The organism is Pseudomonas sp. AF32 (assembly GCF_022342325.2).
GTDB lineage: Bacteria > Pseudomonadota > Gammaproteobacteria > Pseudomonadales > Pseudomonadaceae > Aquipseudomonas > Aquipseudomonas uvaldensis.
Genome location: NZ_RQJK02000018.1, coordinates 115,616 through 130,890 on the forward strand (window position 1 = coordinate 115,616; position 15,275 = coordinate 130,890).

A 15,275-nucleotide genomic window follows, 5' to 3' on the forward strand; every position below is an offset into this window, starting at 1 on the left:
GATGCCGGAGGAATAACAATGAACAAGCCCCTGCGTTTTGCCCTGAACCGAATGGTTGCCCCACGCTTGTCACTGCCCGATTTCATCGACCTGGCCCTGGCCTTGAAAACCGATGGCATCGAAATCCGCAACGACCTCAAAGGCGTGGAGATCGAGAACGGCATGCCGCCTGCTCGCGTGCGCGAACTGTGCGAGTCCCGGGGCATCAAGGTGTTGTCGATCAACGCCCTGTACCCCTTCGATGTGTGGAATGAGGACCGTCGGACCCAGGCCGTGAGGCTCGCCGACTATGCCCGCGAGTGCGGTGCCGAGGGCGTGGTGATGTGTCCGCTCAACGATCGTGCCGATCCCCGCAGCGAGGCCGAGCGTGCGGCGGGGCTGCGCATGGCGCTCAGTGAACTGGCGCCTATTCTGCGGGCCTTTGGTGTCTATGGTTTCATCGAGCCCCTGGGTTTCGAGGAGTGCTCGCTACGGCTCAAGCGCACGGCGGTGGACGCCATCGAGGCGATCGGCGGGCTGGATGTGTTCCGCCTGGTGCATGACTCCTTCCACCATCATTTGGCGGGCGAGCGGGAGCTCTTTCCCGAATTGACCGGGCTGGTGCATATCTCCGGCGTCGAAGATGCCCAGGCGCCCCTGGCAACGATTCGCGACGGCCATCGGGTGCTGGTGGGCGAGGGCGACATCCTGGGTAATGCCCGGCAGATCGAGGCGTTGCGGGCCGGTGGGTATGAAGGCTACTTATCCTTTGAACCGTTCGCCGAGAGCGTTCATGAACTGGCCGATATTCGCCAAGCGCTGGGGGCGAGTATGAGTCACCTGCAGAACCTGCAGGCATGACGTCACTATCAAGATGAGGGAACAGCCCTGTGGGATTTAGCCAGCAGCCAGATTTGCATTCCAGACAAGGTGCACGCATGTCCACAACACGACTGACCATGGCCCAGGCCCTGGTGAAATTCCTCGATAACCAGTACGTCGAGGTCGATGGGGTCCAGAGCAAGTTCATCGCCGGCGTCTTTACCATTTTCGGCCACGGCAATGTGCTGGGCCTGGGACAGGCGCTGGAGCAGGACAGCGGCGACCTGGTGGTGCATCAGGGCCGCAACGAGCAGGGCATGGCCCATGCGGCCATCGGTTTCGCCAAGCAGCACCTGCGCCGCAAGATTTACGCCTGTACTTCATCGGTCGGCCCTGGCGCGGCGAACATGCTGACCGCCGCGGCCACCGCGACGGCCAATCGCATCCCCTTGCTGCTGTTGCCCGGCGATGTCTACGCCAGCCGCCAGCCGGACCCGGTGCTGCAACAGATCGAGCAATTCCATGACCTGAGCATCAGCACCAACGACGCATTCAAGGCGGTGAGCAAATACTGGGACCGCATCAACCGTCCCGAGCAACTGATGACTGCCGCGATCCATGCCATGCGCGTGCTCACCGATCCGGCCGAAACCGGCGCGGTGACCCTGGCACTGCCCCAGGATGTGCAAGCCGAAGCGTACGATTACCCGGATTACTTCCTGCAAAAACGCGTGCATCGCATCGACCGACGTCCGGCCACCGAAGCGATGCTCGGTGATGCCCTGGCGTTGCTCAAGGGCAAGCGTAAACCGTTGATCATCTGTGGCGGCGGCGTGCGCTACTCCGGTGCCAATGCTGCGCTGCAAGCCTTCGCCGAGCGCTTCGACATTCCGTTCGCCGAAACCCAGGCCGGCAAGAGCGCGGTGGTGTCCAGCCATCCGCTGAACGTGGGCGGCGTCGGTGAAACCGGTTGCCTGGCGGCGAACCAGCTGGCCAAGGAAGCGGATCTGATCATTGGTATCGGTACCCGTTACAGCGATTTCACTACCGGTTCCAAGTGGCTGTTCCAGCATCCGGATGTGCAGTTCCTCAATCTGAATATCAGCCCATGCGATGCCCTGAAACTGGACGGCGTGCAACTGCTGGCCGATGCCCGAGCGGGCCTGGAGGCGCTGGCTGCCGCGCTGGGCGACTACCGTGCCGAATGGGGCGGGCGGATCGCCGATGCCAAGGCGCAATTGGACGCCGAGGTGGATCGGGTCTTCCAGGCGGATTATCAACTCCAGGATTTCGTTCCGGAAATCAACGACGGCATGGACCCGGCGGTGTTTCGTGAGTTCATCGAGCTCACCGGCTCCTGCCTGACCCAGAGCCGCGTACTGGGCACCCTCAATGAAGTCCTGGCCGATGATGCGATCATCGTCGCCGCCGCCGGTAGCTTGCCCGGCGACTTGCAACGCAGCTGGCGCAGCAAGGGCGTGAACACCTATCACCTGGAGTACGGTTATTCGTGCATGGGTTATGAGGTGAACGCAGCGTTGGGCGTGAAGCTCGCCGAGCCCGACAAAGAGGTCTATGCGTTGGTGGGCGACGGCTCCTACATGATGTTGCACTCGGAGCTGGCGACCTCGATCCAGGAGCGACGCAAGATCAATGTGGTGCTGCTGGATAACATGACGTTCGGCTGCATCAACAACCTGCAGATGGGCAACGGCATGGACAGCTTCGGCACCGAGTTCCGCTTCCGCAACCCGGACAGCGGCAAGCTTGATGGCGCCTTCGTACCGGTGGATTTCGCCATGAGCGCGGCGGCCTACGGGTGCAAGACCTACAAGGTGAAAAATCTGGAAGAACTGTACGCGGCCCTGGCCGATGCGCGCCTGCAAACGGTCTCGACCCTGATCGACATCAAGGTGCTGCCCAAGACCATGATCCACGGCTACCTGTCGTGGTGGCGGGTCGGCGTGGCACAAGTCTCCACCAGCGCCCGCACCGATGCCGCCGCGAAAACCCTCAACGAACGACTGGCACAGGCCCGTCAGTATTGATTGCCCCCACCCAAACAACACGAACAAGGAGTTGCACATGTCTTTGAAGCTGGGCGTCATCGGCACCGGGGCCATCGGCCAGGACCATATCCGTCGTTGCAGCCAGGCATTGCTTCACAGCCAGGTGGTTGCAGTGACCGATATCAACCTTGCTCAGGCGGCGAAGGTGGTGGCCGATCTGAACCTGACGGCCGAGGTGTATCCCGACGGCCACGCCTTGATCAAGGCGCCGGAGGTGGAGGCGATTCTGGTCACGTCCTGGGGGCCGAGCCACGAGGAGTTCGTGCTGGCGGCGATCGCCGCCGGCAAACCGGTGTTCTGTGAAAAACCCCTGGCGGTCACGGCCGAAGGCTGCCGCCGGATCGTCGAGGCTGAGGTGGCTCACGGCAAGCGGCTGGTGCAGGTCGGCTTCATGCGCCCGTACGATGAAGGCTATCGGGCGCTCAAGTCGGTGATCGACAGCGGCCAGATCGGCGAACCGTTGATGCTGCATTGTGCCCACCGCAACCCTCGCGTGGGAGAGAACTACAAGACCGACATGGCGATCACCGACACCTTGATCCATGAACTGGACGTGTTGCGTTGGCTGCTGGCCGATGACTACGTGTCGGTACAAGTGGTGTTCCCGCGCAAGAGCAGCAAGGCCCTGGCTCATTTGCGGGACCCGCAGATCGTCCTGCTGGAAACCATCAGGGGCACGCGCATCGACGTCGAGGTGTTCGTCAACTGCCAGTACGGCTATGACATCCAATGCGAAGTGGTGGGGGAGACCGGCATCGCCAAGCTGCCGGAACCTTCCCAGGTCCAACTGCGCAGCGGCGCCAAGCTGTCCAACGCCATCCTGATGGACTGGAAAGACCGGTTCATCGCGGCCTATGACGTCGAGTTGCAGGCCTTCATCGACGGCGTGCGCGCCGGTCAGGTAGGCGGTCCGTCGGCCTGGGATGGCTTTGCCGCGGCGGTGGCGGCCGATGCTTGTATCGAAGCACAGCAGAGTGGACAGATCGTGAAAATCGAACTGCCCGAACGCCCGCGGTTCTATGGCTGATCCAATGCCCTAAGTGGACGCCGTCAAATTGTGGGAGCGAGCCTGCTCGCGATGGCGGACTGACAGTCACCATAGATGTCGACTGAACCGCCGCTGTCGCGAGCAGGCTCGCTGCCACAGGGGGTGTGTTCATTCAGTGAGTGATAAGGAGCTTGCATGCGAATCGGGCTAGTGGGCTACGGCAAGGGCGGGCGGTTTTTTCATGCGCCGCTGATCAGCAGTTTGCCGGGGGCGACGTTCGTGGGCGTGGTGACCCGGTCAGCCGAGCGGCGCCGGCAATTGGCGACGGAGCACCCGGGCGCGAAGGCGTTTGACACATTGGAACAATTGGTGGCGGCCGGCGTCGATTCGGTGGTGGTGTCCACCCCATTGGACGGGCGTCCGGCTGTGGTGATGGAGGCCATCGAACGTGGCGTCGCGGTGGTCAGCGACAAGCCGTTCGCCGCCGATGCCCTGCAAGCCCAAGCCCTCGTCGTGGCAGCCGAGCGGAACAATGTTCCGTTGAGCGTGTACCAGAATCGCCGCTGGGACTCGGACTTCCTGACCGTGCGCAAGCTTCTGGATTCCGGGGTGTTGGGACAGATCAGTCGATTCGAGTCCAGCGTCGAGCGCTATTCGCCCGCGTCGGTGGGTAAAGGCAGCGGTGGCGGATTTCTCCGCGATCTGGGCAGCCATTTGGTGGACCAGGCGCTGCAACTGTTCGGACCGGTAGTGCGGGTTTACGGCGAGCTGGACTACCGGGAACCCGGCCAGGTGTTCGACAACGGCTTATTCATGTCATTGGTCCACGTCAGCGGTGTGGTGTCCCACTTGAGCGGCAGCTGCGTGCAGAACGCACCGCGCCCGCGATTCCGGGTCAGCGGCAGCGAGGGCTGCTATACCGTCGAAGGCCTCGACGGGCAGGAAGCCCTGGCGTTGGCCGGGTTGAGCCCGGCGACGGAAGGGGAGCGCTGGGGCGCTGAGGAACATCGGCGTTGGGGCTGGTTCGAACATGGCACCGAGCGTGAGCGAGTGGCGTCGGAGCGGGGTTGCTGGATCGAGTTCTACCGTCGCCTGCAAAGCGCGTTGCAGGGGGGCGGCCCGCTGCCAGTCGAGGCTCGTGATGCTTTGGCGACCACCCGAATCCTCGACGCCGCCCGGCAGAGCGCCGAACAGGGCCAGGTGGTGGTGTTGTCCGCACCGGTCGGTCATGGAATGAAAAACGAATAAAATTCTAAAACAAGTTGATATGGAAAAAATTTTCCAATAGAGTCATTTCCAGGTTACCGACATCCTTTTCCTTCCCGTGCCAGCTTGCATCAACGGTAAGGAATTAAACAAAAACAAGAAACACAGCAGGTACCGTCGATGAAAACCTTCAGCCGTTTTACCTTTCAGTTGTTCCGCCTGTCCGCAATCCTTCCTCTGTTCGAGTCCCTGTGCATCCAGCGCAAGGGCGCCGTGGTGTGTTGCATGCCCGGCGCGCCCATCGTGTGCTTGCCCCGTTCCTGATCCGCCACGCCTTATCCATAAAAACCAAAAAGAATGTGGAGAAAGACCGTTCATGAAGACCAAGACCCGTATCGCCTCGCTGGCCCTGTCGTTGATGCTTGCCAGCGGCGCAGCCCTGGCGGACCTCAAGATCGGCGTCAGCATGTCCCAGTTCGATGACACCTGGCTGACCTACCTGCGCGAATCCATGGACAAGAAGGCCAAATCCATGCCGGAAGGTGTCACGCTGCAATTCGAGGATGCCCGCAGCGACGTGGTCAAGCAACTGAGCCAGGTGGAAAGCTTCGTCAGCCAGAAGGTCGACGCTATCATCGTCAACCCGGTGGACACCGCCGCCACCGCGCGCATTACCAAGGCTGCCGTGGCCGCCGGTATTCCGCTGGTCTACGTCAATCGCCGGCCAGATGACCTGAAACTGCCCGCAGGCGTGGTGACCGTTGCCTCCGATGACCTGGAGGCCGGCCGGATGCAGATGCAATACCTGGCCGACAAGATGGGCGGCAAGGGCGACATCGTGATTCTGCTGGGCGACCTGGCTAATAACTCCACCACCAACCGCACCAAGGGCGTCAAGGAGGTGCTGGAGAAGTATCCTGGCATCAAGATTCAGGAGCAGCAGACCGGCACCTGGTTGCGGGATAAGGGCATGACCCTGGTCAACGACTGGCTGACCCAGGGACGTGAGTTCCAGGCCGTGGTCGCCAACAACGATGAGATGGCGATTGGTGCGGCCATGGCCCTCAAACAAGCGGGCACCAAGAAGGGCAGTGTATTGATCGCCGGAGTCGACGGTACACCGGACGGCTTGAGTGCGATCAAGAAAGGCGAAATGACCGTCTCGGTGTTTCAGGACGCCAAGGGCCAGGCCGATGGCTCGATCGATACCGCGGTGAAAATGGTCAAGAAGCAGCCGGTCGAGCAGGCCGTCTGGGTGCCGTATCGGCTGATCACGCCGGAGAATGTCGACCAGTTCAAGTAACGTCCACGACCCCAGGCCCAATCACAATAATCAGCAGGCAAGGTCGCCACGCCGATCTTGCCGAGGGAGTACCTGATCATGTTCGCTTCAGCGACTGCTTCGAGCGCCCCGGCACCGATAGTCCTACCGTACGCATCAGCCGATGAGCCTTATCTGTTGGAAGTTGTGAATGTCAGCAAAGGCTTCCCCGGCGTGGTGGCCCTGTCCGATGTGCAATTGCGGGTACGTCCCGGCTCCGTGCTGGCCTTGATGGGGGAAAACGGCGCGGGCAAATCCACCCTGATGAAGATCATCGCCGGTATCTACCAGCCGGATGCCGGCGAGTTGCGCCTGCGGGGTAAGCCGGTGTCGTTCGACACGCCCCTGGCCGCGTTGCAGGCCGGCATCGCGATGATCCACCAGGAGCTGAATCTCATGCCCCACATGAGCATCGCCGAGAACATCTGGATCGGCCGCGAGCAGCTCAATGGCCTGCACATGATCGATCACAGGGAAATGCATCGCTGCACTGCCAGGCTGCTGGAGCGCCTGCGCATCAACCTCGACCCCGAGGAACAAGTGGGCAATCTGAGCATTGCCGAGCGGCAGATGGTGGAAATTGCCAAGGCCGTGTCCTACGACTCCGACATTCTGATCATGGACGAACCGACCTCTGCCATCACCGAAACGGAAGTCGCCCATCTGTTCTCGATCATTGCCGACCTCAAGGCCCAGGGTAAGGGCATCATCTACATCACTCACAAGATGAACGAGGTATTCGCCATCGCCGATGAGGTGGCGGTGTTCCGCGATGGCGCCTACATCGGCCTGCAACGGGCCGACAGCATGGACGGCGATAGCCTGATCTCGATGATGGTCGGGCGTGAACTGAGCCAACTGTTTCCGGAGCGGGAAAAACCCATCGGCGAACGTGTGTTGTCGGTGCGCGACCTGAGCCTGGAAGGTGTTTTCAAGGACGTATCCTTCGATTTGCACGCCGGTGAAATCCTGGGAATCGCCGGGTTGATGGGGTCGGGCCGGACCAACGTGGCCGAGGCGATCTTCGGCGTGACCCCCGCGACCGCTGGCGAAATGCTGCTCGACGGCCAACCGGTGCGCATTACTGACCCGCACATGGCTATCGAGAAAGGGTTCGCGTTGTTGACCGAGGACCGCAAGCTCAGCGGCCTGTTCCCCTGCCTGTCGGTGCTGGAGAACATGGAAATGGCGGTGTTGCCTCATTACGTCGGCAACGGCTTCATCCAACAGAGGGCCTTGCGCGCCCTGTGCGAGGACATGTGCAAAAAGTTGAGGGTCAAGACGCCCTCGCTGGAGCAATGCATCGATACCCTCTCCGGCGGCAACCAGCAGAAGGCGCTGCTGGCCCGCTGGCTGATGACCAACCCACGCATTCTGATCCTCGATGAGCCGACCCGCGGCATCGATGTCGGCGCCAAGGCCGAAATCTACCGACTCATTGCCTACCTCGCCAGCGAGGGCATGGCGGTCATCATGATTTCTTCGGAACTGCCCGAAGTGCTGGGCATGAGTGATCGGGTGCTGGTCATGCACGAAGGTGATCAGATGGGCATCCTCGGCCGTGACGAAGCGACCCAGGAGCGGGTCATGCAACTGGCCTCGGGCCTGGCCTGATATCCGTCCGTTCAACTGAATAAAGTCGAGCAACATGTGGCGAGGGGATTTATCCCCGCTGGGCCGCGAAGCGGCTCAGTCCCAGGATCGCTACACATCCCGGCAAGGAGCAACCCCCCTCGCCAAAGAACAGAAAAAGGTGCATGGCTATGAACGCGATACTGGAAAACAAACCTGCGGCGGCACCGGCCAGGGCGCGCCGGCGGTGGCCGACGGAGCTGAGCATCTTCCTGGTGCTGATCGGCATCGGCCTGGTGTTCGAACTGTTTGGCTGGATCATGCGCGACCAGAGCTTTCTTATGAATTCCCAGCGCCTGGTACTGATGATTCTGCAAGTGTCGATCATCGGCCTGCTGGCCATTGGCGTGACCCAGGTCATTATCACCACGGGTATCGATCTGTCGTCCGGCTCCGTGCTGGCGTTGTCGGCGATGATCGCCGCCAGTCTCGCCCAGACGTCGGACTTTGCCCGGGCAGTGTTTCCTTCCCTGACCGATCTGCCGGCCTGGATTCCGGTGGTGGCGGGATTGGGCGTGGGATTATTGGCTGGCGCAATCAACGGCAGCATCATCGCGATCACCGGCATTCCACCTTTTATCGCCACCCTTGGCATGATGGTTTCGGCCCGCGGGTTGGCGCGTTACTACACCGAAGGCCAACCGGTGAGCATGCTGTCGGATTCCTACACCGCCATCGGCCATGGCGCCATGCCGGTGATCATCTTTCTGGTGGTGGCGGTGATCTTTCACATTGCCCTGCGCTACACCAAGTACGGTAAATACACTTACGCCATCGGCGGCAACATGCAGGCGGCGCGGACTTCGGGGATCAACGTCAAGCGTCACCTGGTGATCGTCTACAGCATTGCCGGGCTGCTGGCGGGGCTGGCCGGTGTGGTCGCCTCGGCTCGGGCCGCCACCGGACAGGCTGGCATGGGCATGTCCTATGAGCTGGATGCGATTGCCGCGGCGGTCATCGGCGGCACCAGCCTGGCGGGTGGGGTGGGGCGTATCACCGGTACGGTGATCGGGGCGCTGATTCTGGGCGTCATGGCCAGCGGCTTCACCTTCGTCGGTGTCGATGCCTATATCCAGGACATCATCAAGGGGCTGATCATTGTCGTGGCGGTGGTGATCGACCAGTACCGCAACAAGCGCAAACTCAAGCGCTGATCCCCGAAGGGTTGCGACAAAGCGCCACGCCTGACCGGCGTGGCGTTGCCATTTGTCTTCTTAATACAGCCACGGCACCGAATTTCTTGTTATAAACGCACTCCGATGATCGCCAGACGTCTGTCAGACGATTTTTGAAGGGGTTGTCGGACATTTTCCCTATGTTTTCAGTTGCTGAGGCCTCCACTCGGCCTTAGACTGCCGCCCCTCGTAAATTGAGTGCCGGGTGGCGCTGCAATAAACGGCGCCTTTCCCGATGAGCGTGGCAGCTTAGGCTTTGCATGAAAAGTCGCGGGACGCTCCATAATTCGCCTTAATGCACGTTTTTTATAGAGAAATCAATGACAAAGGAAAAGTTGCTGGCCATGCCGGCGGATGACTACATGAACGCCGAGCAGCTGGCTTTCTTCACCAAGCTGTTGCAGAACATGAAAGTCGAAACCCACGAGCGCATCGAACAGAACCGAATCGCCATTGAAAGCCTGGACTCCCCGGCTGACCCCGCGGACGCTGCATCCGTAGAAGAAGAGCGTACCTGGCTGGTCAACGCTATCGACCGTGACCAGCGCATGCTGCCCCAGCTGGAGCAGGCCCTGGATCGCATCAACGACGAAAGCTTCGGCTGGTGCGACGATAGCGGCGAGCCGATCGGCCTCAAGCGCCTGCTGATCAGCCCGACCACCAAGTACTGCATCGAGGCCCAGGAGCGCCACGAGCAGATCGACAAGCACCAGCGTCAGGCCTGATTTTCCGGCAAAAAGATCGCAACCTTGGGCAACCGCTGCCCAAGACTGCGATCTTTTTGTGTTTTCTCTCCCGGCTAACGTTGATCTGCTGCAAAAAACACGACTAATGGACCATGGATAATGGCTCTGTAGTGGCGTTTAATGCGGGCATAACAACGAGAAGTGTGGGTGACGAACATGGCGACAGACGGATCTCTGGCGGGTGCGGTGCCTGCCTCGGTGCCTGAGACACAACGTACGGCGCGCTGGCTGACGCCGACCTTGCAGAGTCTGGCGTTGACCCTGCTGCTGTGCGGCATGGCGCTGGGCGGGTGGTCGCTGTACCTGGCCCTGCCGTTGGTGATGCTGATCATCTGGTTACCGCGCCTGCGCTCGCGTCTGGCTACCGCGCCTGAAGCGGTGGCTGACGCCGACGCCCTGGCCAGGTTGACTCGTGATCTCTCCTATACCACCAGCCACAACGCCTTGTCGGCAGCCGGTGTCGCCTATTCGGTCAAACAACTGGCCGGCAGGGTCCAGTCGCAGCTCGATGCTGCCGCCCAAATTGTCAGCAACGCCGAGGCGATGATCGCCACCGAGCAGGCCACCTCGCAACTCAGTCAACAGGCCCTGGGCGCCGCCAGCGAGGCCCATCGCAGCAGCGTGGCCGGTCGTAGCGAGTTGGTGGAGTCCATCAGCCGCATGCACCAGCTCAGTCAGCGTGCAAACGACAGCCGCGAGCTTATCGAGGCGTTGAGCGTGCGCAGCGATGAGATCCAGCGGGTTACCCTGGTGATCCAGTCCATCGCCAGCCAGACCAACCTGCTGGCGTTGAACGCCGCCATCGAGGCCGCGCGGGCCGGCGAGCATGGCCGAGGGTTCGCGGTGGTGGCCGATGAGGTGCGTGGCCTTGCCGGTCGCACCGCCGCGGCGACTGGGGAAGTCGGGGTCATGGTCGCGGATATCCAGCAACGCACCGCCCAGGTGGTCGAGCAGATCCGTCAATTGGCCGGTGACCTGGACAGTGGCGTCCAGCAGGTCGAGCACACCGGGCAGCACCTGGAAAACATCGCCCGGCTCGCCGCCGGCGTCGAGAATCAGGTCGGCGCCATCGCCCAGGGCACCGACACCAATCGCGAACAACTCGACAGCCTGTTCCATGCCATCGAGCAGATGCGCAGCGACCTTAGCGTCAGCGACCAGCAAACCCAGCGCCTGGCCGAGGCGGCGGTGCAGATGGAAGGCCAGGCCGAAACCATCAGCGAACGTCTGGCCGAAGTGGGGCTCGATGATTATCACCAGCGGGTCTACGACCTGGCAAAGGAAGGGGCCAACCAGATCGCCGTACAATTCGAGGCGGACATCGACCAGGGCCGCATCAGCCTGGACGACCTGTTCGACCGTCATTACCAGCCCATTCCCAACACCCAGCCGGCCAAGTACCAGACCCGTTTCGACCGTTATACCGATCAGGTCCTGCCGGCCATCCAGGAGCCGTTGCTCGCACGGCACGAAGGCCTGGTGTTTGCCATCGCCTGCACCCAACAGGGCTACGTGCCGACGCACAACAAGATTTTCAGCCAGCCGCTGACCGGCGATCCCCAGGTGGATACGCTGAACAACCGCACCAAGCGCAAGTTTTCCGACCGCACCGGCATACGGTGTGGCAGCCACCAGCAGCCCGTGTTACTGCAGACCTACACCCGTGACACCGGCGAGCTGATGCACGACTTGTCCGTACCGATCATGATCAAGGGGCGCCATTGGGGCGGGCTGCGACTGGGTTACAAGCCCGAGAAACCGCGCTGAATTTCAATGGAAGTGTGCTCGCCACCACTCTGTGGGAACGAGCCTGCTCGCGATAGCGTGGGGTCAAACAACACGGCAGCAAGCTGACCCACCGCCATCGGCAGATCCCCGCCCGGAGCAAGCCCGAGTCCAATAGGGCAGCCTCGGCAGCCAATCCGGACTATTTACCGTCGTGCAGCCGCACATTCAACTGATCCACCAGCACGGCCTCCTCACCATCGGCGAGTAGCCATTCGCGGAGCAGGTCTTTCTGCTGATCCGACCAGAAGTCGGCCTCCACCAGTTTGGTCTCCGGCGCCAGCGGATGCGCCATGATGAAGTCGTCGATGGCTTTGCCGTCCGAGGGCAGGCCCAATTGGTCGAACAGAGTCTTGAGTTCGTGGGAAGGCTGTTCCATGGGATTCTCCTTGGGGCATGCGCCGTCATGGCGCTTCGGTTGCGTTCCTTTATCTGAGGCAAGCGCACGCCAAGAGTTCTATTGTTTGCAAGCCGATGTTCAAGCGCTGTGTTCCAGGTGCCTGGCGAGGTAACAGGCTTCGTTATGATCCGCGCGGAAACCTCTTACACGGCCAGTCGACGTTTCTTCAATATGGAAAAAACACTTGCCGGCCAGGACGACCCGATAACGCGGTTGGAACAGGGCAATCTTGAGGCATTCGACCCCGCCTAGTGGCTCGTGGGTATCGACGATGCAAGGCGTGGCGGGTTTGATCAAGGGTGTGAAGGTGTCCATGTGAATTCCTTTTCTATGGCTTACCGACGAATTGCCGGGGGTTTTGAGTAGTCTCCGTGCGTACGGGTGCTCTAGAATCGGTAGCACCGTATGGACGGTTGTGCCTATCTAAAGCAATTTTTTTCAGGCTCGATGTCAGAAAAATGCTTTTTTAAGTGTGAAATTTCCCTAAAGTTAGTAGTCCGACCTTTTCCGGCGTTCAGAGTGGCGATTTCCTTCAGCACCTGACGACTCCCGGGAAAGACGGCGAGAGCGACAATCCTTTAGTCTTCTCTCGCCTGGGACAGGGCACGCCGTTCACTTCGAATTTCAGTTACAGGTTCATTGCGACGATACAGTCGGCACGGATTCTCGTTGTCCGTCCATCGTGCAGAGCGGACCTTATTTCAAAAGATGGGGATGTTTCCTTGGCAGTAAGTAATCTCGACATGCATGCGTTATTTGTACTGGGTGACCTTCGGGCAAAGCTGGTCAAGCTCTTTCAGTCACGTTTCGTCTACATCACCGAGCAGACCGCCGAAGGTATTTATGTCGCCGAAATCGATACCGAGTCGGCGCTGGTGGTCGATGACAAGCCCAGACTCGAGCTCAAGGTCGGTGACCACTTTCGTGCGGCGGTATTGCCAAGTCGCGAGGGTGGCAAGTTCGAAATCAGGTTTCGCGAGATCAAACTGACGGCCTATGGCCTTGGGGATTACGCGTTTGTAACGACGTCGGGTGGCGAGGCGATCCTGTTCAAGGAAGGCCATAGCGTGGTCACCGTATTCGCGGCGAACGAACAACTTCAGGAAGGCATCACCAAGACCCTGAAGGCCGTTACCGCTAAAGCCGCGAAGTGGCGCAAGGGCGAACTCGTGACGTTCAAGGCCAGCGAATGATCGATGCAAGCCCCGTGAAAAAATGTAGGAAGTAGGCCGCGCACGTTCAGAATCCCCAAACCTGGCAACAGTTTTCACCAGAACTCGCTGGAACCTCGGCTACAGTCAGTTGACTGAATTATTCGCAGGCTCGCGTTCAATTACGCAGGGCCATTCAGCTATGGCTGTGTCTGGCACGAGGTACAACACATGAAACGAGTTCGACAGTGGCTGGCTGCCTGGGCCACCTTCGCGGTGTTGGTTTCGCCACTTCCGGCAGCGGCCGCTTCGGCGCCGATCCATTTCGCCGACCTGAACTGGGAAAGCGGCAGCCTGATTACCGATATCCTGCGGGTCATCGTCGAAAAGGGTTATGGCCTGAAAACCGATACATTGCCAGGCACCACCATCACCCTGGAAACCGCCCTGGCCAATAACGATATCCAGGTCATCGGTGAAGAGTGGGCCGGACGCAGTCCGGTGTGGGTCAAGGCCGAAGCCGAGGGCAAGGTGATTGCCCTGGGTGACACGGTCAAGGGCGCCACCGAAGGCTGGTGGGTGCCGGAGTACGTGATCAAGGGCGACCCGGCCAAGGGGATCAAGCCCCTGGCGCCGGACTTGCGCAGCGTCAGCGACCTGGCGCGTTACAAGCACGTGTTCAAGGATCCGGAGAGTCCCGACAAGGGGCGTTTTCTCAACAGCCCCATTGGCTGGACGTCCGAGGTGGTCAACAAGCAGAAGCTCAAGGCGTATGGCCTGACGGACAGCTACGTGAACTTCCGCAGCGGCTCGGGGGCCGCGCTGGATGCGGAAATCACCTCGTCGATCCGCCGGGGCAAACCGATCCTGTTCTATTACTGGTCGCCCACGCCGCTGCTAGGGCGCTTCAAGCTGGTGCAATTGCAGGAACCGCCATTCGATGCCGAAGCGTGGAAAACCCTGACCGACGCCGACAACCCCAATCCGAAACCGACCCGGTCACTGGCCTCGAAACTGTCCATCGGCGTATCGGCGCCGTTCCAGAAGCAGTACCCGGACATCGCCGAATTCTTCAGCAAGGTCGATTTGCCCATCGATCCGTTGAACAAGGCCCTGGCCGACATGAGCGAAAAGCGTACGCCACCGCGCGAAGCCGCCGAGGCCTTCCTCAAGGCCCATCCTGAGGTCTGGCAGGCGTGGCTGCCCAAGGACGTGGCGGACAAGGTGTCTGCGCAGCTATAGGCGCTCGTCCGCCATCGGTTGAACTCTTGATCCTGGGCAATGAGTGTTTCGCTGGAAGCTGGCAATCTGCGCCGGTCCAGCGAAATACCAAATTCGAGCTAGGCTGTGTACGAAATTGTTTGAAACGCAGGTTAGGCAAGGCAAAAACCGGCGAGGAACGGCCGGGGTCGCGCTCGACTTGACTGGTTGTCAATGAGCATTCCGAGCCGGTTTTTAACGCCGCATAACCAAGTTTCAAGCGATTTCGTACATAGCCTAGGATGAATGTTCAACCTTTCCAGGAGGCTGGCGAATGACGCTGTTATTGGCTCGGTCGCTGGTCGCGATGTTCGCGGCCATCAGCTTGATTCATTTGTATTGGGCCTTGGGCGGGCGATGGGCCGTCCTGGCAGTGGTACCCCAGGTTCCGGTGCGACAGGGCGACGCGCTGCGTCCGGCGTTCGATCCGTCGGGCTGGTTGACCTTGTTGGTGGCCCTGGGGCTGTTGTTGATTGCCGCTCTGGTATGCCTGCGGGTCGGCCTGCTGGCGCCGCCGGTCACCCATCGGGCCTTGCAATGGGTGATCAGTGCGATTGCCTTGCTGATGTTCGCCCGGGCCATCGGCGAGTCGAACCTTGTGGGCTTTTTCAAGGAGTTCAAGGACTCGACGTTTGCCAAGCTCGACACCTGGGTTTATTCGCCGTTGTGTGTCGTGCTCGGGGCGGGATTGCTGGCGGTCGCCTGGGCCTGAAAGGCGACACTGCTCGTTACCAGGGGGCC

General features: G+C 60.6%; 15 protein-coding genes. 13 read left to right on the top strand and 2 right to left on the bottom strand.

Annotated features, from left to right (window positions below):
- Positions 1-18 precede the first annotated feature (18 nt).
- The 10 genes from EGM97_RS17835 (at position 19) to EGM97_RS17880 (ending at position 11,705) form a co-directional block, all read left to right on the top strand.
- Complete coding sequence (locus tag EGM97_RS17835; protein ID WP_238965289.1) at positions 19-840, top strand: TIM barrel protein; 822 nt, start codon at positions 19-21, stop codon at positions 838-840.
- Between the two features lie 77 nt (positions 841-917).
- Positions 918-2,849 (top strand): 3D-(3,5/4)-trihydroxycyclohexane-1,2-dione acylhydrolase (decyclizing), encoded by a 1,932-nt coding sequence (gene iolD, locus EGM97_RS17840; protein ID WP_238965288.1) that lies wholly within the window; start codon positions 918-920, stop codon positions 2,847-2,849.
- A 37-nt stretch (positions 2,850-2,886) separates the two neighbouring features.
- Positions 2,887-3,897, top strand: a complete 1,011-nt coding sequence (gene iolG, locus EGM97_RS17845; protein WP_238965287.1) for a bifunctional inositol 2-dehydrogenase/D-chiro-inositol 1-dehydrogenase — start codon at positions 2,887-2,889, stop codon at positions 3,895-3,897.
- A 156-nt stretch (positions 3,898-4,053) separates the two neighbouring features.
- Entirely contained in the window at positions 4,054-5,106 is a 1,053-nt protein-coding gene (locus EGM97_RS17850) for a Gfo/Idh/MocA family protein (protein ID WP_238965286.1), read from the top strand.
- A gap of 138 nt (positions 5,107-5,244) precedes the next feature.
- Positions 5,245-5,388: a hypothetical protein gene (locus EGM97_RS17855; RefSeq protein WP_172679662.1), complete on the top strand. Its 144-nt coding sequence runs from the start codon at positions 5,245-5,247 to the stop codon at positions 5,386-5,388.
- A 52-nt stretch (positions 5,389-5,440) separates the two neighbouring features.
- Positions 5,441-6,367: a sugar ABC transporter substrate-binding protein gene (locus EGM97_RS17860; RefSeq protein WP_238965285.1), complete on the top strand. Its 927-nt coding sequence runs from the start codon at positions 5,441-5,443 to the stop codon at positions 6,365-6,367.
- Positions 6,368-6,445: 78 nt separating this feature from the next.
- Positions 6,446-7,999 (top strand): sugar ABC transporter ATP-binding protein, encoded by a 1,554-nt coding sequence (locus EGM97_RS17865; RefSeq protein WP_238965284.1) that lies wholly within the window; start codon positions 6,446-6,448, stop codon positions 7,997-7,999.
- A gap of 149 nt (positions 8,000-8,148) precedes the next feature.
- Complete coding sequence (locus EGM97_RS17870; protein ID WP_238965283.1) at positions 8,149-9,171, top strand: ABC transporter permease; 1,023 nt, start codon at positions 8,149-8,151, stop codon at positions 9,169-9,171.
- Between the two features lie 341 nt (positions 9,172-9,512).
- Positions 9,513-9,917 carry a TraR/DksA family transcriptional regulator gene (locus tag EGM97_RS17875; RefSeq protein WP_024780047.1) on the top strand — a complete coding sequence of 135 codons (405 nt, stop codon included), beginning with the start codon at positions 9,513-9,515 and terminating at the stop codon, positions 9,915-9,917.
- A gap of 564 nt (positions 9,918-10,481) precedes the next feature.
- Positions 10,482-11,705, top strand: coding sequence for a methyl-accepting chemotaxis protein (locus EGM97_RS17880; RefSeq protein WP_477788829.1), 1,224 nt, complete (start codon positions 10,482-10,484; stop codon positions 11,703-11,705).
- A 160-nt stretch (positions 11,706-11,865) separates the two neighbouring features.
- Here the strand turns inward: EGM97_RS17880 and EGM97_RS17885 are convergent, their stop codons facing one another.
- Both EGM97_RS17885 and EGM97_RS17890 read right to left on the bottom strand, forming a co-directional pair.
- A complete protein-coding gene (locus EGM97_RS17885; protein ID WP_053157280.1) occupies positions 11,866-12,102 on the bottom strand; it encodes a DUF2789 family protein in 237 nt (78 codons plus the stop codon).
- A gap of 99 nt (positions 12,103-12,201) precedes the next feature.
- Positions 12,202-12,438 (bottom strand): hypothetical protein, encoded by a 237-nt coding sequence (locus EGM97_RS17890; protein ID WP_238965281.1) that lies wholly within the window; start codon positions 12,436-12,438, stop codon positions 12,202-12,204.
- Positions 12,439-12,866: 428 nt separating this feature from the next.
- Here EGM97_RS17890 and EGM97_RS17895 point away from each other — a divergent pair, with 428 nt between their 5' ends.
- The 3 genes from EGM97_RS17895 (at position 12,867) to EGM97_RS17905 (ending at position 15,246) form a co-directional block, all read left to right on the top strand.
- Positions 12,867-13,316, top strand: coding sequence for a hypothetical protein (locus tag EGM97_RS17895; RefSeq protein ID WP_238965280.1), 450 nt, complete (start codon positions 12,867-12,869; stop codon positions 13,314-13,316).
- Between the two features lie 189 nt (positions 13,317-13,505).
- Positions 13,506-14,516, top strand: a complete 1,011-nt coding sequence (locus EGM97_RS17900) for an ABC transporter substrate-binding protein (protein WP_238965279.1) — start codon at positions 13,506-13,508, stop codon at positions 14,514-14,516.
- Between the two features lie 292 nt (positions 14,517-14,808).
- Positions 14,809-15,246 (top strand): DUF3995 domain-containing protein, encoded by a 438-nt coding sequence (locus tag EGM97_RS17905; protein WP_238965278.1) that lies wholly within the window; start codon positions 14,809-14,811, stop codon positions 15,244-15,246.
- The last annotated feature ends 29 nt before the right edge of the window (positions 15,247-15,275 follow it).